19 protein-coding genes are annotated in these 17,285 nt (G+C 67.2%); 12 read left to right on the top strand and 7 right to left on the bottom strand.

The genetic code is table 11. The annotated features are described in order from the left end of the window. Nucleotides 1–5: 5 nt before the first annotated feature. A complete protein-coding gene (locus AC1Q7F_RS13865) occupies nucleotides 6–890 on the bottom strand; it encodes an alpha/beta fold hydrolase (protein WP_492507745.1) in 885 nt (294 codons plus the stop codon). Between the two features lie 195 nt (nucleotides 891–1,085). Here AC1Q7F_RS13865 and AC1Q7F_RS13870 point away from each other — a divergent pair, with 195 nt between their 5' ends. The 12 genes from AC1Q7F_RS13870 to AC1Q7F_RS13925 all read left to right on the top strand — a co-directional run bounded on the left by AC1Q7F_RS13870 (nucleotide 1,086) and on the right by AC1Q7F_RS13925 (nucleotide 12,714). Next, nucleotides 1,086–1,739, top strand: coding sequence for a TetR/AcrR family transcriptional regulator (locus tag AC1Q7F_RS13870; RefSeq protein WP_492507747.1), 654 nt, complete (start codon nucleotides 1,086–1,088; stop codon nucleotides 1,737–1,739). Further along, nucleotides 1,736–3,235, top strand: coding sequence for a class I adenylate-forming enzyme family protein (locus AC1Q7F_RS13875; RefSeq protein ID WP_492507749.1), 1,500 nt, complete (start codon nucleotides 1,736–1,738; stop codon nucleotides 3,233–3,235). Before AC1Q7F_RS13870 ends, AC1Q7F_RS13875 begins: the two co-directional genes overlap by 4 nt. Then, nucleotides 3,228–3,590 carry a MaoC family dehydratase gene (locus AC1Q7F_RS13880; protein WP_492507751.1) on the top strand — a complete coding sequence of 121 codons (363 nt, stop codon included), beginning with the start codon at nucleotides 3,228–3,230 and terminating at the stop codon, nucleotides 3,588–3,590. The genes AC1Q7F_RS13875 and AC1Q7F_RS13880 overlap by 8 nt, the downstream gene beginning before the upstream one ends. Beyond that, nucleotides 3,587–3,958 (top strand): hotdog family protein, encoded by a 372-nt coding sequence (locus AC1Q7F_RS13885; protein ID WP_492507753.1) that lies wholly within the window; start codon nucleotides 3,587–3,589, stop codon nucleotides 3,956–3,958. The genes AC1Q7F_RS13880 and AC1Q7F_RS13885 overlap by 4 nt, the downstream gene beginning before the upstream one ends. 431 nt (nucleotides 3,959–4,389) lie before the next feature. Continuing rightward, entirely contained in the window at nucleotides 4,390–5,661 is a 1,272-nt protein-coding gene (locus tag AC1Q7F_RS13890; protein WP_492507755.1) for a porin, read from the top strand. 82 nt (nucleotides 5,662–5,743) lie between these two features. Continuing rightward, nucleotides 5,744–6,787 carry an alpha/beta hydrolase gene (locus AC1Q7F_RS13895; RefSeq protein WP_492507757.1) on the top strand — a complete coding sequence of 348 codons (1,044 nt, stop codon included), beginning with the start codon at nucleotides 5,744–5,746 and terminating at the stop codon, nucleotides 6,785–6,787. 129 nt (nucleotides 6,788–6,916) lie between these two features. After that, nucleotides 6,917–8,152: a kynureninase gene (gene kynU / locus AC1Q7F_RS13900; RefSeq protein WP_492507759.1), complete on the top strand. Its 1,236-nt coding sequence runs from the start codon at nucleotides 6,917–6,919 to the stop codon at nucleotides 8,150–8,152. A gap of 95 nt (nucleotides 8,153–8,247) precedes the next feature. After that, a complete protein-coding gene (locus AC1Q7F_RS13905; protein ID WP_492507761.1) occupies nucleotides 8,248–9,072 on the top strand; it encodes a hypothetical protein in 825 nt (274 codons plus the stop codon). A gap of 173 nt (nucleotides 9,073–9,245) precedes the next feature. Further along, on the top strand, nucleotides 9,246–10,523 hold the full coding sequence (locus AC1Q7F_RS13910) for a class I SAM-dependent methyltransferase (protein WP_492507763.1): 1,278 nt from the start codon (nucleotides 9,246–9,248) through the stop codon (nucleotides 10,521–10,523). Between the two features lie 103 nt (nucleotides 10,524–10,626). Further along, entirely contained in the window at nucleotides 10,627–10,866 is a 240-nt protein-coding gene (locus tag AC1Q7F_RS13915) for a DUF1272 domain-containing protein (RefSeq protein ID WP_492507807.1), read from the top strand. An 18-nt stretch (nucleotides 10,867–10,884) separates the two neighbouring features. Further along, nucleotides 10,885–11,853 carry a 2-hydroxyacid dehydrogenase gene (locus AC1Q7F_RS13920; RefSeq protein WP_492507766.1) on the top strand — a complete coding sequence of 323 codons (969 nt, stop codon included), beginning with the start codon at nucleotides 10,885–10,887 and terminating at the stop codon, nucleotides 11,851–11,853. Between the two features lie 9 nt (nucleotides 11,854–11,862). Next, nucleotides 11,863–12,714: an FkbM family methyltransferase gene (locus AC1Q7F_RS13925; RefSeq protein ID WP_492507768.1), complete on the top strand. Its 852-nt coding sequence runs from the start codon at nucleotides 11,863–11,865 to the stop codon at nucleotides 12,712–12,714. On the opposite strand, the gene AC1Q7F_RS13930 is transcribed toward AC1Q7F_RS13925, so the two are convergent. The 6 genes from AC1Q7F_RS13930 to AC1Q7F_RS13955 all read right to left on the bottom strand — a co-directional run bounded on the left by AC1Q7F_RS13930 (nucleotide 12,701) and on the right by AC1Q7F_RS13955 (nucleotide 17,269). After that, complete coding sequence (locus AC1Q7F_RS13930) at nucleotides 12,701–13,405, bottom strand: energy transducer TonB family protein (protein WP_492507770.1); 705 nt, start codon at nucleotides 13,403–13,405, stop codon at nucleotides 12,701–12,703. The two genes, AC1Q7F_RS13925 and AC1Q7F_RS13930, sit on opposite strands and share 14 nt — an antisense overlap. After that, on the bottom strand, nucleotides 13,402–13,842 hold the full coding sequence (gene exbD, locus AC1Q7F_RS13935; RefSeq protein WP_492507772.1) for a TonB system transport protein ExbD: 441 nt from the start codon (nucleotides 13,840–13,842) through the stop codon (nucleotides 13,402–13,404). The genes AC1Q7F_RS13930 and exbD overlap by 4 nt, the downstream gene beginning before the upstream one ends. A gap of 5 nt (nucleotides 13,843–13,847) precedes the next feature. Further along, nucleotides 13,848–14,624, bottom strand: a complete 777-nt coding sequence (gene exbB, locus AC1Q7F_RS13940) for a tonB-system energizer ExbB (protein WP_492507774.1) — start codon at nucleotides 14,622–14,624, stop codon at nucleotides 13,848–13,850. Nucleotides 14,625–14,763: 139 nt separating this feature from the next. Continuing rightward, entirely contained in the window at nucleotides 14,764–15,579 is an 816-nt protein-coding gene (locus AC1Q7F_RS13945) for an enoyl-CoA hydratase/isomerase family protein (RefSeq protein WP_492507776.1), read from the bottom strand. Nucleotides 15,580–15,686: 107 nt separating this feature from the next. Beyond that, complete coding sequence (locus AC1Q7F_RS13950; RefSeq protein ID WP_492507778.1) at nucleotides 15,687–16,466, bottom strand: amino acid ABC transporter permease; 780 nt, start codon at nucleotides 16,464–16,466, stop codon at nucleotides 15,687–15,689. Next, on the bottom strand, nucleotides 16,463–17,269 hold the full coding sequence (locus AC1Q7F_RS13955) for a transporter substrate-binding domain-containing protein (RefSeq protein WP_492507780.1): 807 nt from the start codon (nucleotides 17,267–17,269) through the stop codon (nucleotides 16,463–16,465). The genes AC1Q7F_RS13950 and AC1Q7F_RS13955 overlap by 4 nt, the downstream gene beginning before the upstream one ends. Nucleotides 17,270–17,285: the final 16 nt, after the last annotated feature.

Raw genomic sequence — 17,285 nt, forward strand, 5'->3', positions numbered from 1 at the left:
CATTTTCATTGCGCGCCGGCGGGTTGTTCCCGTCCGGCGGGGGTTGCTGAAACGCCGTTACCTGCCAAGGGCAGGGTGGCGGCGAACTGGATCAGGGTGCGGTTGAAACTGTCGGGTTCCTCCAGGTGCGGGGCATGGCCCGACCTGTCGAAGCCAACGGTGACGGCATGCGGCAGCAGAGCCGCCAGGGCCACCGCCGTCGCGTTGGAATAAAGGCGCGAGCGGTTGCCATGGGCGACCAGCATGGGCAGCGACAGGGGCCCCAGGTTGCCCCGGAAATCCTGGGCGATCAGGGAAGACCAGAGCCGGGCCATGGCAGGCGCGTCACTGGCCGCCACCTCCTGTTCCGCCCATTGGCGCAAGGCGGCCCGTTCCACCTCATACCCTTCGGCGAAGATGCGGCCGGCCACGCGCGGCGCCACGGTGGACCAGTTGGCGACCATGGCAGCCGGGCTTTGGCGGGCCGATTTGGCGGCCGAACTGCCACGCAGTCCCAGGTCCCAGCCATCGCCATTGATGACGCGCGGCGCCATGTCGATGACCGCCATGCCGGCCGTGCGCGCCGCCAACCCGTCCAGCAAGGCCCGCCACAGCACCATGGCGCCCATCGACCAGCCCACGACCAGCATGTCGCGCAGGTCCAGCCGGTCGGCCAGTTCCGCCACGTCACGGGCCAGCCGGTCGATGGACAGATCCCCATCCACCCCGCGCGACCGCCCATGGAAGCGCAGGTCGATGGCGATGACGCGAAACGTTTCGGCCAGCCCCTCCACCTGCGGGCTGAAGAAGCCGGCATGCGTGGCCCAGCCATGGACCAGCAGCAGGGGCCGCCCGCTTCCCACATCGTCAAAGGCGATATTCGCCTGATCGCTGGTGACCAGATACGGCATATGCCGGCACATCCCCTCGGGTAAAGCTTCCATCCCGCGCCGGTGTTGTTTATCCCGCCCTGGACCGATCACGCCGGTCGTGGAAGGCTGGGGTCTGATGGGGATCATTTTCGATCTCCCGTCCGGCTTCGTGCCCATGCTTGCGGCAAATCGAAACCTGAGTCAATATTCAAGTTATAGCCAGGGAGGATGATGATGGGCGGCGAAGAGACGGCAACGTCCAAGGTCCCGCGCACCGAGAGGGGCAAGCGGACGCTGCGCAAGCTGTTGGACGCGGCGGCGGCGGAGTTCGGGGAGCGCGGGTATCACGACGCGTCGATCAGCGGCATCACCCAGCGGGCCGGCGCCGCACTGGGCACCTTCTATACCTATTTCGACAGCAAGGAGCAGGTGTTCCGGGCGCTGGTCGATGATATGGGCCACCTGACCCGCCAGCATATCGCCGAGCGCGTGCCGGGCAATGTTGACCGGTTGACGGCCGAACGGCTGGGCCTGGAGGCGTTCATCGACTTTGTGCGCGAACACAAGGACCTGTACCGCATCGTCATGGAGGCGCAGTTCGTCGCCGAAGATGCGTATCACCGGTACTATGAGGTGTTCGCCGCCGCCTATACCCGCAATCTGGCGCTGGCGGCGGAGAAGGGGGAGATACGTCCCGGCCATGAGGAGGAACGCGCCTGGGCATTGATCGGGATGAGCGTCTTCCTGGGCATGCGCTATGCGGTGTGGAGCAATGACAAGTCGGCCAAGGAGATCGCGGCGGCGGCGGCCGAACTGATCACCTTCGGCCTGTCGCCCCTGGCGCGTGGTGGCAATGGGGGCGGGGGCCAAGGGGGGAATGCGTCATGATCCCCTGCATCTTCGACATCACGGCCAAGCGCGCCCAACTGGCCGGCGGCGACATCGCCATGGAAGAGGTGGGCAGCGGCCGCACCGTCACCTATGCCGGCCTGGATGAGCGCGCCGACCGCGCCGCCGGGTTGCTGGCCGATCACGGGGTGGGGGAGGGGGACCGTGTGGCCATCCTCTGCCGCAACCGCATCGAATTCTTCGAGATCCTGTTCGCCTGCGCCAAGATCGGCGCCATCCTGGTGCCGCTGAACTGGCGCATGCCGGCCGCGGAGATCCGGCCGCTGCTGGCCGATTGTGCGCCCCAGCTGCTGCTATGGGGGGTGGAAGATGGGGATGTGGCGGCGCAATTATCCGCCGACATTCCCCGGTCGCTGGCGCTCGACGGCGACTATGCCCTGCTGCGCGACGACAGCCCGCGCCATCCGGGCCGGGGCCCCTGGCCGGCCGCCGGCATCTGGTACCTGCTCTACACCTCCGGCACGACGGGCCAGCCCAAGGCGGTGATCTATACCTTCACCATGGCCATGGTGAATTTCGTCAATATCTCCCAGCCCGTGGGCCTGACGGGGCGGGACACGACGCTGAACTTCCTGCCCCTGTTCCACACGGCCGGCATCAACCTGCACACGCTGCCCACCTTGATCGCCGGCGGCCGGGTGCTGATCATGCCGGGCTTCGATGTCGACGTGATGCTGGATCTGGTGGCGGCGGGACGGGTCGATGCCATTTTCGGTGTACCCGCCATCTATCAGAGCCTGTCGCTGCATCCGCGATTCGCCGAGGTGGACCTGACCCGCCTGCGCTCCTGGGGCTGCGGCGGGGCACCCTTGTCCGACACGCTGGTGCAGCGCTTCCTGGAACGCGGGGTGCGGGTGTGCAACGGCATGGGCATGACGGAGACTGGCCCCACCGCCTTCATCATGGACCCCAACCGCGTGGCGGAGAAGGTCGGGTCGGTGGGGCGGCCGCAGATCCTGTGCGGGGTGCGCATCGTCGGCCCGGACGGGGTGGATGTGGAACCGGGGCAGGCGGGTGAGCTGTGGTTCGGCGGGCCCGGCGTGACGCCCGGATACTGGAACCATCCGGAAGCCACGGCGGCGGCATTCTCACCCGATGGCTGGCTGCGGTCGGGTGATCTGGCCCGCGCCGACGAGGATGGCTATTACTATATCGTCGGCCGGATCAAGGAGATGTTCATCTCCGGCGGGGAGAATGTCTATCCGGCGGAGGTGGAGAATGTCCTGACCCGCCATCCCGCTATCCTGGAGGCCGCCGTCATCGGCGTCGCGGATGAAACCTGGGGGGAGGTGGGCCAGGCCCATATCCTGCCCCGCCCCGGCCATACACCGCCCTCGCCGGACGAACTGGCGCGGTTCTGCCGCGAAAGGCTGGCCGCCTTCAAGGTGCCCAAAAGCTTCGTGGCGGTCAGCGATTTCCCGCGCACGGCGGCGGGGAAGGTACAGAAGCACCGGTTGCGAGGCCCCCATGCCTGACCAGATCAGCATCGACCGCACCCTGACCCAGGCGGAATTCGACCTGTTCGCCCGCCTGTCGGGCGATGACAACCCCATCCATGTCGATCCCGAATTCTCCTCCCGCACCCGCTTCGGCCGGACGGTGGCGCACGGGCTTTATCTCTGTTCCATCCTGCGCGGGCTGGCGGGGCAGGTGCGGCCGGGGATGCGGATGGTGGGGCAGGATGTGCGCTTCCCGGCCCCCACCTATACGGACGAACCCATGCGGTTCTCTGCCCAGGCGGTCGGCAATCAGGTGGCGGTGAAGGCGGTGCGCATCGCCGATGGCACCGTCACCTGCGAAGGCATGTTCGAGATGGGAGGGGCGGCATGATCCGCGTCGGGGATGAAGCCACCGTCACCCGGGCCGTCACCGCGCGCGACGTGGATGATTATCTGTCACTGGGCGGCGCCCCGCTTTCGCCGGGCGAGGTACCGGAGCCGCTGGTGGGGGCGCTGTTCTCCTATCTGCTGGGTGTGAAATTGCCGGGGCCGGGCACCAATTACCTGAAACAGCAGACGCGTTTTTTGGCGCCGGTACCGGCGGGCGTGGATTTGACGGCCCGCGTCGCCGTCACCCGCATCCGGCCGGATAAGCATCTGGTGGACCTGGAAACCACCTGCACCGGGCCGGACGGGGCGCTTCTGGCCGAAGGAAGGGCCCTGGTCTATGTGGAGGATGTGGCGGACAAGGGCTGGTGACGCCATTCGTGCATATATAACATTGAAAATTTGTATAATAAAATGACAAAACCCAATTGACGTAGTGGGAAATAAATTTCAGTATCCACATCGATGGTGTTCACCCATCCGCGGGCATTTGACATGACAGCTTGCGCCGCGTCACCAAACGCTAAAGCGCCACGAGGCTTCGTGGTGTCGTGACCCTTTGAAGGAGACGCCCGATGACCCCCTGTTGTCGCCTTTGACCTGACGCCTTCGCCGACGGTGGTGATTGCGCCGTCAGGCCAGGATCAGCCGATAAAACGCAAATGACCGGGGACCGGCGCCATGAAAGGCGGCCGGTGCGGGGATAGGCCTGCCCGCCCGATGGAGATTGCGAAAAGGGACCATCCTCAACGCCCCTTTCTCCCCCCGGTCGACAAAGAACCAAACCATGAAGGGAAGTCCCGATGCGCCATTTCCGTTCCAAGACCGCCGCCCTGCTGACCGGTGCCGCGCTTGCCACCTTCGCCCTGCCGGCTTCCGCCCAGTCCGCGTCGGAAGTGGACGCGCTGCGCGTCCAGGTGAAGGAACTGCTGACCCGTATCGAAAAGCTGGAAAAGGCCCCGGCCGCAGCGCCCGCCGCCACCGGTTCCGCCGCCGGCGCCCCCAGCAAGGCTGATACACCGCTGGTCACCGCCGATGTCTTCAAGGCGCCGCAGGTGACGCAGTCCGGCAACAACAAGGTCAAGCTGACCCTGTCCGGTCAGGTGGGCCGCGCCGTGATCGTCGCCGATGACGGTTTCGACAGCGACGCCATCCATGGCGACAATGCCACCGCCTCCTCGCGTATCCGCTTGGCCGGTGCCGCCAAGCTGGACGACAACTGGACGGCCGGTACGGATATCGAATTGGAAACCAGCTCCGCCTCCACCCGCAACACCGGTTTCGGCACCGACAGCGGCGCGTTCTCCATCAATGAGCGCAAGGTGGAATTCTGGGTCCAGCACAAGGAATTTGGCCGCCTCTGGGTGGGCCAGGGCGACACCGCCACCAACCAGACATCGGAAGTCGACCTGTCCGGCACCTCCACCTTGATCAGCCATTCGGATATCGGCGCCACCTTCGGCGGCATCGCGTTCCGCAACAAGGCGACACGGGCGGGCGGCGTCACGGTCAACAACGCCTTCAACAATTTCGACGGCCTGCACCGCGAGGATCGGGTGCGCTATGACACGCCGACCTTCGGCGGTGGCTTCGTCGGTTCGGCCAGCCTCACCGAAGGCGGGGCCACCGACTTCGCCGGCCGCTATAACGGCAAGATTGGCGATACGGAGATCGCGGCCGCCATCGGCTATGCCGACAATGACAGCCGCACCGGCTTCGACACCCAGACCAACGGGTCAGTATCGGTGAAGTTCGCCAACGGCGTCAATGTCACCGCCGCCTCCGGTACCCGCGACCTCGGCGCCCGCAACAGCGACTTCTGGTACGGCAAGCTGGGCTATCTCGCCAAGCTGACCAGCCTGGGCAACAGCGCCTTCGTGGTGGATTACTTCACCCAGGAGGATTTCACCGCCATCGGTGCTGAAGCCAAGGCTTGGTCCGTAGGCTATGTCCAGACGGTCGATGCCTTCGCATCCGACTTCTACATCAGCTTCCGCAACCACAGCTACGACACGTCAGCCGCCGACTTCAAGGACGTGTACGGCGTGATCACCGGTGCGCGCGTGCGCTTCTGATCCGCCGGTAGGCGAAGGGCAACTCCCCCAATCGCTGTCCTTCGCCTCCACCCTTTCACCCACCACCATCCGGAGAACGACCATGACCGGCAATGTGCTGTCCATCGCCCCCGCACCGCACCGCGCGGTGCCGTTGTGTGTCGTGCCGGAGAAGCCCGCCTTCAAGGTCGGCGCCGATCTGTCGCCGGAGGTGGCGGACGTCGTCCGCATCATCGCCGGCAGTGCCGATGGCGGCGGTGACCTGACCGAGACCCGCCGCATCTTCACCCAAGTGCGCCGCGCCCTGGGGCCGGCGGCACCGGACATCGCGTCAGTGCGGGAGGAGGTGATCATCGGTCCCGGCGGGCCGCTGCGTCTGCGCCTCTACCGTCCCTCCTTCGGTTTCCGTCCCCTGCCGGCGCTGCTGTTCTTCCATGGCGGCGGCTGGACCGTGGGCGACCTGGACAGCCATGACACGCCGTGCCGGCAACTGGCCGTGGCCACCGGCCATGTCATCGTCGCCGTCGATTACCGGCTGGCGCCCGAACATCCCTGGCCCGCCGCCATCGAGGACGGCTGGGCGGCGCTGCGCTGGCTGGCGGCCTATGCCCAGCTGCTGGCCATCGACCCGCTGGCCATCGGCGTGGCGGGCGACAGTGCCGGCGGCAACATCGCCGCCGTCCTGGCGCTGAAGGCCCGCGATGCCGACGGCCCGGTGCTGAAGACCCAGGTGCTGATCTATCCCGCCGTCGATCTGGCCGCCGGCCTGCCCAGCCATTTCAGCCGGGCGGAAGGTTACCTGCTGACCCGCCAAGCCTATGTCGCCTATGTCCGCAATTATCTGGCCGGGCAGGAGGTGGAGGGCGACTGGCAGGTGTCGCCGCTCCGCGCCGAACGGCTGGACGGGCTGCCGCCCACCGTCATCGTCACCGCCGGCTTCGACCCGCTGCTGGATGAGGGCAGGGCCTATGCCGGGCGGTTGGCCGCCGCCGGGGTGCCGGTGCTGCACCGGCTCTATCCCGACATGGTGCATGGCTTCATCACCATGGGCGGGCGCCTGCCCGCCGCCAACCGTGCCATCAACGATATCGGAAGGGCGCTGGCATCCTACGACATCTATGCCTTCAGCGATGGGGGCGGGATCTAGCAATCTCCATGCGCCATTACGCGTTCGGCCGGCATAAACCGTCTTTGTTCAGTCCCCGCCCGCTCGGCCCTTGACGGCGGGGCGGGCGTCGGCATGTTCGGGGTTCCAACCATCGACGGGGGGCCCAGAATGCCGACACGTGCCGAGATCGAAGCCCTGGACCGTAGCGACCCGCTGGCCCCCCTCCGCGATGAATTCACCCTGCCGCCGGGGCTGATCTATCTGAACGGCAATTCGCTAGGCCCCATGCCGGCCAGGGCCGCCCAGCGCGCGGCAGAGGTGGCCACCAGGGAATGGGGCGAGGGCCTGATCCGGTCCTGGAACAATGCCGGCTGGTACAGCGCGCCGCAGCGGCTGGGCGACCGGCTGGCGGGCCTGCTGGGGGCCGATGCCGGGGAGATGGTGGTGACCGACGCCACCGGCCTGAACCAGTTCAAGGCCGTGGCCGCCGCCTGTGCCCTGCGCCCCAAGCGGCGCGTCATCGTCATGGAAGGCAGCAACTTCCCCACCAACAATTACATGGTGCAGGGGCTGGCCGCCTTCCTGGGCCAGGGGCATGAGATCCGCTTCGTGGAGAAGGACGGTATCCTGGATGCCATCCGCGACGACGTGGCCGTCGTCGCCCTGACCCATGTCCATTACAAGACGGCCCATATCCTGGACATGGACGCCATCACCGCGCACGCGCATGCCGTCGGCGCCCTGACGGTCTGGGACCTGTGCCATTCCGCCGGGGCCATGCCTGTGGAACTGAATGCCGCCCAGGCCGATTTCGCCGTGGGCTGCACCTATAAGTACCTGAATGGCGGGCCGGGCAGTCCTGCCTTCATCTTCGCGGCCCGGCGCCATCATGACGCGATGCGCCAGCCCTTGTCCGGCTGGTGGAGCCATGCGGCCCCCTTCGCCTTTGACCGGGATTTCCGACCCGCTGACGGCATCGCCCGCATGATGACCGGCACCCAGCCCATCCTGTCCTTGCAGGTGGCAGAGGCCGGCATCGATATCGCCGCCCGCGCCGACAAGCATCTGGCCCGCGCCAAGTCGCGCGCCATGGGCGATCTGTTCATCACCCTGCTGGAGGAACACTGTGCCGGCCATGGCTTCCGCCTGGACAGTCCGCGCGATGGAAACCAGCGCGGCGGCCATGTTGCCCTGGCCCATCCCCAGGGCTATCCGATCATGAAGGCCTTGATCGAGGCCGGAGTGATCGGCGATTTCCGGGCGCCGGATACGCTGCGCTTCGGCTTCTCCCCGCTCTACCTGACCTATGCCCAGGTGGCGGATGCGGTCGACATCCTGGCCAGGATCATGGAACGCGGCATCTGGCGGGAAGAACGGTTCCAGTCGCGGGACGCAGTGACCTAAAGCATCCTATACGTGTATCGTTCAATTGCCGAATCTACCCTTTGCCGCTATCAGTTATACCATCATGGTTTAACACCAACAGGGCGGAGGGGACGATGTCGCGTGTCTGGCTGTGGCGTGCTGTCGTGGCGGGGGCGGCCCTGGCGCTGCCGGTGGCGGGTGCGCTGGCGCAGGTGGAACCGGCTGCTGCCCCCCCTGCCGCCACCGGCGTCGGGGCGGTGATGGCGCCCGACATGTACGCCGCATCCGTGCAGTCACTGACCAAGCTGGCAGTCATCGCCATCATCCTGGAACAGGCCCTGGCCCTGATCTTCGACTGGAAGCTGTTCCGCGAGACCTTCGACGACAAGGCGGTGAAGCCGCTGGTCAGCCTGGTATTCGCCGCCGCCATCGTGCATGAGTTCAGCCTGGACGTGGTCGCCACCCTGATCACTGCCTATGGCGGCGACCAGACCAGCATCGGCTTCGTGTCCAAGCTGGTGACGGCCCTGGTCCTGGCCGGCGGCAGCACCGGCATCACCAATATCCTGCGCAAGCTGGGCATGCGCACCGGTCCGGAGGCTGAAGCCGAACCGGTGGTGGCCCCCACCACGGCCTTCCTCGCCGTCGTGCCGGTGCCGAGAGCGGCCAAGAACAACCTCAGCAGCGTCACCGTTGTCGGCATCGACAGCAGCGGTACCGTCCATTCGCTGGGCACCGTCGCCGGTACCAGCGTCGGCCGCGACCCCAAGGGCCTGGGCGCCTGGTTCCTGCAGGAAAAGGGCCGCTTCCCCACCAATGGCGGCTTCGCGCTGGCACCCGGCCAATGGTCCATCCGCCTGGACGCCGTGGACAATGAAGGCAACAGCAGCAGCAGTGCGGTCTGGGGGCCTTACCAGTTGGATGCCGGGGCACGCATCGACCTGACACTGAAGGTGTAGACCGGCCATACCGACGGCAATATCAGCGTTGGACCGGACGATCCGCGCATCATCATCGGCGGCTTCCTTCACCCTGCCGGCGAGGATGGGGGGCTTGGTATCGCGTGCTGGGGTGACGGGCCGGGCAGGGTCGTGGTAGGCAGGCGCCAGAAAGCAACCGTCGGACCCGTCCCATGCCCACCCCGCCCGACATATTGGCACAGGCGGCCGACCAACTGGCCGCCGGCCGTTATCGCGTCGTGCGCCGGCTGCTGACGCAGCCCGGCCCGCCCGATGATGCGGTGGGTCTTGGTCTGCTGGGCCGGGCACTGGTGGGCCTGAACGAACATGCAGCGGCCCATGCCCACCTGACCCGCGCCTTGACCCTGGCACCCGGTGACAAAATCCTGCGCTTCGCCCTGGCCCGCGCCCTGAACGGACTGGGCCAGATGCATGCGGCCGTGCCCATCCTGGCCGACCTGCATGATGCCGATCCCACCGATATCGTGGTGACGGAGGCGCTGGCCAATGCGCTGCGCCGCGACGCCAGCTATGAGGCGGCGGTGGCCCTGGTCACGGCGGTGGAGCATGACCAGCCCCACCTGCCGCCCGCCATCCGCTATCAGCGGGCCTTGTCGCTGCATTATCTGGGCGACGCCGCCGGCGCACTGGCCGATTTCGATGCGGTACTGGCCGATGATCCCGGCCATGCCGCCGGCTGGTTTGCCAGTCACGCCTGCGTGATCGGCAGCCACCACGGGCTGGAGGCGGCACGGGAAAGGCTGCGCCGGGCCGCTGCCGTTCCCGGTGCCAATCGCAAATATGCGGGATATCTGGCCGCCTATGACGCGCTGACCGGTGGCGATGCGCCGGGGGAGGGGGCGATCCTGGACGGGACCCGCGCCCTGGTCCCGCATCTGGCCCCGGATTTCCGGATCTTCGGCCTGTCGGCGGATGTGCTGCGCTTCGCACTCGATGCCGCGCAACAGAAGGGCCTGGTGCTGGAATTCGGCGTGCGGCGGGGTACCTCGCTGCGCCATATCGCGGCGGTGGCCGGCCAGCACGCGCATGGGTTCGACAGTTTTGAGGGACTGCCCGAAGGCTGGGGTAACGAATTGGCGGGCACCTTCGATTTGGGCGCCGCCGAGCTGCCCGCCATGCCCGTCAATGTCAGCCTGCACAAGGGCTGGTTCGACGATGTGCTGCCGGGCTTCCTGGCCAGCCATCCCGGCCCCGTGCGCTTCGCCAATATCGATTGCGACATCTACAGTTCCACCGTCACCGTGCTGGCGGCATTGCAGCCCCGGTTGGTGCCGGGCAGCGTTCTGGTCTTCGATGAATTCATCGGCAACCGCACCTGGGCGGAGCATGAGTTCAAGGCCTGGGCCGAATTCGCCGCCCGCACCGGCACCCGCTTCCGCCATATCGCGGTCAGCCCCTTCACGGGCCAGGTGGCGCTGCGCCTGGAATAGGCTTGGCCGATTCTGTCCGCCCCCGGTCCGGACCCCGCCTTGCGCAGCGATCAGCACCGGTGCCTTATGACGGAGTGACATCAGGAGGGGTGCGATGCTGGAGATGCGGCCGGGATGCGAATGCTGCGACAGGGATCTGCCGGCGGATGAGGCGGGGGCCTTCATCTGTTCCTTCGAATGCACCTGGTGCCAGGATTGTACCGATCGCGTGCTGAAGGGCGTCTGCCCCAATTGCGGCGGCGTCCTGTCGCCACGCCCCACCCGCGCGCGGGCGAAATGGGCCAACTCTCCCCCAGGCACAAACAGGGTGTTCAAACCCCAAGGCTGCGCAGCGGGCTTTTAACCGCCGGGTGTGGTTTGTATGGTGAGCGTCCCGCCCACCCGCCAAGGCCATACCATGCCCGTGATGCTGTTCGCCTGCTTCCATGTCGATACAAGGGCCTGGATCGACGCACTGGCGGCGGCCGATCCGGGCCTGGAGGTCCGCGTCTGGCCCGATATCGGCGATCCGGCGACAATCGATTATGCCTTCGTCTGGAAACAGCCCAGGGGCGTGCTGGATGGATTGCCCAACCTGAAGGCCGTGTTCTCCCTGGGCGCCGGTGTGGAGCATGTGCTGCTGGATGACAGCCTGCCCGCCTATCTGCCCCTGGTGCGCATGGTCGACCCCACTTTGGTCAGCGGCATGGTGGAATTCGTGGTGATGCGGGTGCTGCATTACCACCGCCACATGCCGGATTATGAGCGCCAGCAGCGCGACCGCGTGTGGAAGCCGCTGGGCCAGACCCTGGCGTCCGACCGGCGTGTGGCCATCCTGGGACTGGGCGAACTGGGGGCCGCCAGTGCGAAGGCCCTGACCGGCTTGGGCTTCGACGTGCGGGGCTGGAGCCGGACGGCGAAGGAGATGCCCGGTATCACCTGCTTCCATGGCGCCGACGGGCTGGAGGCGATGCTGGCCCAGGCCGACATCCTGATCTGCCTGCTGCCCCTGACGGATGGCACGCGCGGCATCCTGAACCGCCGCACCCTGTCGCTGCTGCCGGCGGGGGCCTTCCTGATCAATGCCGCGCGCGGCGGCCATCTGGTGGAGGATGACCTGATCCCCCTGCTGGATGAAGGCCACCTGGCCGGCGCCACCCTGGACGTGTTCGCCACGGAGCCGCTGCCGGCCGATCATCCGTTCTGGACCCACCCTGCCATCACCATCCTGCCCCATGCTGCTGCCCTGACCCACCCGAAGACGGCGTCCCGTATCATCGCCGCCAACATCGCCCGCCATCAGGCCGGCGAGGGGCTGCACAATGTCGTGGAACGGGGCCGGGGGTACTGAGGCCAGATCATGTCATCAATCTGGGGCACGATACCGGGCGGCCTGCTGCTGTTCCGGCTGTATAGCCGGATCGGCCTCGCCTTGCGTCCCCGCCGGATCGTCCGCACATATTTCGGCGCCACCATGGCATGTGACGGGCGCGACCTGATCCAGAACCGCATCCTGCAGTTCGGTGTCTGGGAGCCGGAAGTATCCGCGCAGTTCGAGGCGTCGATCCGGCCCGGTGACCTGGTGGTCGATATCGGCGCCAATGTCGGCTTCTTCACCCTGCTGGCGGCCTGTCTGACGGGGCCGACGGGTGCCGTCATCGCCATTGAGGCATCGCCCAGGATCGCCGCCCTGTTGCAGGCCAATCTGGACCGCAACCCGCCGCTGCCGGTCAGCCTGCGCATCGTCGCCGTTTCCGACCGGCCGGGGCAGGTGATGATCTATGACGGACCCGACGGCAATATCGGTCGCACCCGGACCATGGACGGGCTGGGATTTACGCCGGGCGGCACCGTCACCGCCCTGCCCATCGACCAGATCCTGAGTGCGGAGGAAGTCCGCACCGCCGCCTTCATCAAGCTGGATGTCGAGGGGGCGGAACGGCCCGTGCTGGACCATATCCTGGCCCATCTGGACCAGTTCACCAGCCTGCGCCATGTGCTGGTGGAAACCAGCGTGGAGAATGATCCGGACGCCTGGCAGTCGATCTTCCAGCGCTTCATCGAGGCGGGCTTCCGCGCCGGTGCCATCGAGAACCGGTATGACTATGCCTGGTACCTGCGATGGCGGCGGCCGAAGGGGCTGGTGCCATTGTCCCGTCTGCCCGACGCGCAGGCCGATGTGCTGTTCAGCCGCGAGGTCAGCGCAGGCTGAACTCCACCGGCAGCACCAGTTCCATCTGGTCCATGCCCAGTTCGGCGGGGATCTCTGGCAGCGGTTGGGCGCGGGCCAGCAGTTCCTCCGCCTCCCGGTCCAGCAGTTCCACCCCGCAGCCGCGCTCCAGCCGGTGCGACAGCAGCCGTCCTTGCCGATCCAGTGTCAGCCGGACCCAGGACGTCCCATGCTGGCGCCGTTGCCGCGCGCCCATCGGATAGCGCTTGTGCCGGCCCAGATGCGCCATCAGCCTGCCCTGGAACAAGGCCATGGCATCGGCCGGGGGGCCGGCGGGGGTCGCACGGCTGGGCGCCGTCTCGGCATCGGCGACCTGCTGGGCGGGCGGGGCCGGGTCGGCCATGGGCTGCGGCGGGGTTTCCACCGGCGGTTCGGGCCGTGCCTTTTCCTTGGGCGGGGGCGGCAGCTTGGCAGCGGCCCGCTCGATGATCGGCGGCGGCTTGGGCGCTGGGGCCTGCATCACCGGCTTGGGTGGTGGGGGGGGAGGCGGCGGCGGCGGGGCCGGGGGGGCCAGGTCCAGCAGCAGGGCCGGCGGGGCAGGGGGCGGTTCCGGCAAAGCCGGCGCCTGCGGCTTCAGCGCCACGAAGCCGGCCACGGCCAGATGCGCGCCCAGCGCCAGGGTGAAGGCCAACGGCCACCGCACGCCGCCCTGGGGCAGGACGGCCACCCTCACGGTGCCGCCCCCACGGCGGAACCGTCCAGCCCGACCAGGGCCACCTTCAGATAGCCGGCATCGCGCAGGCTGTTCATCACATCCATCAGGTCGCCGTAAGCCACACTCTTGTCGGCGCGCAGGAACACCCGCTGTTCCTTGTCACCCCCCGTGGCGGCGTCCAGTGCGGCGGCCAGGGCATCCTTGCCTGCCACCGGCGCCTCGTCGATGGCCAGGCTCAGGTCGGCCTTCACCGACAGGAACAGCGGCTTGGGCGGGCGTTCGGCATTGGGCGCGCTGGAGGCCGGCAGGTCGACCGGCACGTCCACCGTGGCCAGCGGGGCGGCCACCATGAAGATGATCAGCAGCACCAGCATCACGTCGATGAAGGGCGTGACATTGATCTCGTGATTTTCCGACAGATCGTCATCCCCACCGGTGCGCAGCTTGGCGGCCATCGGCCTTACTCCGCGGCCCGCAAGCGGGGCTTCACGCCGCGCCGGTCCAGATCGCGCGACAGGATGCGCAGCACGGCGGCCGACGCATCACCGACCTGGGCGCGGTAGCCGCCGATGGTGCGCGTCAGGGCGTTATAGACCAGCACGGCCGGGATGGCGGCCACCAGGCCGATGGCCGTGGCCAACAGCGCCTCCGCAATGCCCGGCGCCACCACGGCCAGGTTGGTCGTGTGGCTTTCGGCGATGCCGATGAAGCTGTTCATGATGCCCCAGACCGTGCCGAACAGGCCCACGAACGGGGCGGTGGCGCCGATTGACGCCAGCACGCCGGTGCCGCGTGCCGATGCGCGGGCCACCGAAGCCTCGATCCGTTCCAGCCGGCTGGCGGCGCGTTCCTTGATGCCATCGACGGGCAGGTCGGCGGATTGTTCCAACTCCTCCAGCACGGCGCGCAGCAGCGGGGCCGAAGGGTCGCGCGCATCGGACAGGCCGGCCGTGGCATCGGCCAGACCGCGGGCGGCGTCCAGACGGGCCAGCGCGTCGGCAGCGCGGCGCTTGGCGGCGGACAGTTCCAGCAGCTTGGCGATGAAGATGGTCCAGGTGGCGACCGATGCGGCCGCCAGCCCGATCATCACCGACTTCACCACCCAGTCGGCGGCCATGAACATGCCCCAGGGCGACAGGGAATGCCCATTGACCATCGGCTCCGCCATGGCCGGTCCGGCCAGCAACACCGACAGGGCCATGCCCGCCGCAACCCGCACGAAATTCCGCTTCGCCATCATCCGCCCCCTGGGATGAACCCCATTCCCCAGGTGGTACTGGAACTGCGATTAAGTTGCAACTGCGTTCGCGGATGTCGATGCGCGCTGGGCGAGGATGTCGCATGCGGCATCCTCACGCCTTGGCCACGGATGCTGGTCAGCAGCTGCCGAAAAACGGTCGACGGCGTTCCACGAAGGCGGTCATGCCTTCGGCGAATTCCGGGCTGTCGATGGCGGACAGGAAAGTCTCCCGCTCCGCTGCCAGCTGCTGCTGGAAATTATGCTCCAGCGACAGGTACAGCAGGCGCTTGGTCCGGCCCGACGCGATGGCAGCCCCGCCGGCCAGCTTGCGCGCGACGCAGCGCGTCTCCTCCGCCAGCATGGGGGCCGGGCAGATGCGGTTGACGATACCCAGTTCCAGCGCCTCCAGCGCCGTCAGGCGGCGGTCCAGCAGCGCCAGTTCCGCCGCGCGGCGGGAGCCGACAAGCCGGGGCAGGGCATGGGTGGCGCCGGCATCCGGCGTGGTACCCAAGGGGCCGTAGGCCATCTGGAAGACCGCGCGGTCGGATGCCACCACAAGGTCGCAGGCCAGGGTGATACCGATACCCGGTCCCGCCGCCGTGCCATGGATGCCGGCGATCACCGGCTTTTCCATGCGACGCAGTGCCGTCACCGCCTGGTGGGTGAAATCGATCAGGCGCGAAATATGATCCCGCCGCTCCGCCGCCGGGGCGGACAGCAGCTTGTGAAAGGCATTGATGTCGCCGCCGGACATGAAACTGGTGCCACGGCCCGTCAGGATCAGTACCCGCACCTTGGGGTCGTTGGCGGCATTGGTCGCCGCCTCCGCGAAGGCCGAAGCCATCTCCAGATTGAGGGCGTTCAGGCAGTTCGGCCGGTTGAAGGTGATCTCCGCCACGCCCTCTGTACTGTGGCGTGTATAGAGCAGGCAATCGGTTGTCACGGTGCTCATGGCGCCTCCTTCCCTCTGCCGGCGCCCTCTCATCGGGGGCGCTCCGTGACAAGAGTAACAGAGCTTTGCCCTTGAAGGGGAGGGGAAAGGTAGTGGCTGAACGAGCGCTACCTTTCGACACCCCAGCGCCGTTCCAGCCAGCGCGACAGCCGGGACAGCAGCAGCAGGATCACCAGATATTCCAGGGCCAGCAGCGTATAAAGCTCCAGCGGACGATAGGTCTGGGTCTGCAACTCCGTCGCCCGACGCGTCAGCTCGGCCAAGCCGATGGCGGATGCCAGCGAACTGTCCTTCACCGTATGGATGAACTGCCCGACGATGGGCGGCAGCATGCGGCGCAGGGCCTGGGGCAGGACGATGCGGCGCAGGGTCAGCCAGCGGCCCATGCCCAGCGACTGCGCCGCCTCCACCTGTCCCTTGGGCACCCCCTCGATCCCCGCCCGGAAAATCTCCGACAGGAAGGCGCCGGCATTCAGCGCCAGGGCGATGACCGCCGCCGTGAACGGGGTCAGCGTGGTTATCCAGCCCAGCAGCGCGAAGCCGGCACCGTCCGGGTCCAGACCCTGCACCAGAATCGGCAGGGCGTAGAAGACCCAGAGCAGCAGCACGAACAGAGGCAATGTCCGCATCAATTCCACATACGCCGCGCTGCCCAGGCGAAGCACCCGCCAGCGGCTGCCGCGCGCAATGGCGGTGACCAGCCCGATGACCATGGCCAGCGCCAACGCCGCCGCCGACAGGCCCAACGTCAGGCCGGCCCCGGCCAGCAGAAAGGCGATGTTGCCCCACCCTTCATCCGTGCGCGGATCGACAATGTGCCAGCCATCGCCGGCACAGCCAGCCAGCAGCAGCGCCAGGGCCAGCAACGGCGGCAGCCGGCGGATCATCTGGTTGGCCCCGTGCCCTCGAACCAGGTCTTGAACAGCCCGTCGAAAAACCCGTCGGCCAGACGGGCATCGATCCATTTGTTCAACCACCCCATCCAGTCCGGATCGCCCTGGATGCTCATGATGGCGTTGTCCGTCTGTGTGCCGGGACGGGTGCCGTTGGTCAGCATGGTCAGCTGCGGATATTCCCGGCCGATCTTGGTCAGGAAATAGAGATTGTCGGTGAAGGCGGCCTGGGCCCGGCCGGCCAGCACCTCGGTGAAATCGATCACCGGATCGGCTACCGACAGGATGCGCGCCTTCGTGAACACCTTCCTGGCCATGGTCTCCGGCGCGGTGCCTTGCTGCACGGCGATGGTGACGCCCGGCTGATCCAGATCGTCCCAGCTTTTGAACCGGTCGGCATCCTTCTTCAGGATCAGGGGGATGAAGGTGGGATGCAGGTACGCCTTGCTGAAGGCAACGGCCTTGGCCCGTTCCGGCGTCACCGTCACGCCCGTGGCGGCGATGTCATATTTGCGGGCCATGAGGCCAGCCACCAGCGTCGGCCATGTCGCCTGCAGCAGTTGCAGCCTCACCCCGAGATCACCGGCCAGCCGGGTGGCCACGTCGATCTCATAGCCCTGGAAGCCACCGGTCTTCAGGTCGCGGAACGAATAGGGGAAATAATCCCCCGTCGTCCCCACCTTGATCACCCCTGCCTTGCGCACCCGCCCCACCAGCGATGCAGTTTGCGCCAAGGCCGGAACGGCCAGCGGCAGCGACAGGGCGGTGATCAGCAGATGGCGGCGGTCCAGGCGCATGACGGCTCCGGAAAAG

It is taken from the genome of Niveispirillum sp. GW835-FHT14G11 (genome assembly GCF_058793615.1).

Excerpts from the sequence above, each read along its gene's own strand:
- AC1Q7F_RS13865 (WP_492507745.1), bottom strand. The coding sequence starts at position 890 with ATGCCGTATCTGGTCACCAGCGATCAGGCGAATATCGCCTTTGACGAT.
- AC1Q7F_RS13870 (WP_492507747.1), top strand. The coding sequence starts at position 1,086 with ATGGGCGGCGAAGAGACGGCAACGTCCAAGGTCCCGCGCACCGAGAGG.
- AC1Q7F_RS13875 (WP_492507749.1), top strand. The coding sequence starts at position 1,736 with ATGATCCCCTGCATCTTCGACATCACGGCCAAGCGCGCCCAACTGGCC.
- AC1Q7F_RS13880 (WP_492507751.1), top strand. The coding sequence starts at position 3,228 with ATGCCTGACCAGATCAGCATCGACCGCACCCTGACCCAGGCGGAATTC.
- AC1Q7F_RS13885 (WP_492507753.1), top strand. The coding sequence starts at position 3,587 with ATGATCCGCGTCGGGGATGAAGCCACCGTCACCCGGGCCGTCACCGCG.
- AC1Q7F_RS13890 (WP_492507755.1), top strand. The coding sequence starts at position 4,390 with ATGCGCCATTTCCGTTCCAAGACCGCCGCCCTGCTGACCGGTGCCGCG.
- AC1Q7F_RS13895 (WP_492507757.1), top strand. The coding sequence starts at position 5,744 with ATGACCGGCAATGTGCTGTCCATCGCCCCCGCACCGCACCGCGCGGTG.
- kynU (WP_492507759.1), top strand. The coding sequence starts at position 6,917 with ATGCCGACACGTGCCGAGATCGAAGCCCTGGACCGTAGCGACCCGCTG.
- AC1Q7F_RS13905 (WP_492507761.1), top strand. The coding sequence starts at position 8,248 with ATGTCGCGTGTCTGGCTGTGGCGTGCTGTCGTGGCGGGGGCGGCCCTG.
- AC1Q7F_RS13910 (WP_492507763.1), top strand. The coding sequence starts at position 9,246 with ATGCCCACCCCGCCCGACATATTGGCACAGGCGGCCGACCAACTGGCC.
- AC1Q7F_RS13915 (WP_492507807.1), top strand. The coding sequence starts at position 10,627 with ATGCGGCCGGGATGCGAATGCTGCGACAGGGATCTGCCGGCGGATGAG.
- AC1Q7F_RS13920 (WP_492507766.1), top strand. The coding sequence starts at position 10,885 with ATGGTGAGCGTCCCGCCCACCCGCCAAGGCCATACCATGCCCGTGATG.
- AC1Q7F_RS13925 (WP_492507768.1), top strand. The coding sequence starts at position 11,863 with ATGTCATCAATCTGGGGCACGATACCGGGCGGCCTGCTGCTGTTCCGG.
- exbD (WP_492507772.1), bottom strand. The coding sequence starts at position 13,842 with ATGGCCGCCAAGCTGCGCACCGGTGGGGATGACGATCTGTCGGAAAAT.
- exbB (WP_492507774.1), bottom strand. The coding sequence starts at position 14,624 with ATGGCGAAGCGGAATTTCGTGCGGGTTGCGGCGGGCATGGCCCTGTCG.
- AC1Q7F_RS13945 (WP_492507776.1), bottom strand. The coding sequence starts at position 15,579 with ATGAGCACCGTGACAACCGATTGCCTGCTCTATACACGCCACAGTACA.
- AC1Q7F_RS13950 (WP_492507778.1), bottom strand. The coding sequence starts at position 16,466 with ATGATCCGCCGGCTGCCGCCGTTGCTGGCCCTGGCGCTGCTGCTGGCT.
- AC1Q7F_RS13955 (WP_492507780.1), bottom strand. The coding sequence starts at position 17,269 with ATGCGCCTGGACCGCCGCCATCTGCTGATCACCGCCCTGTCGCTGCCG.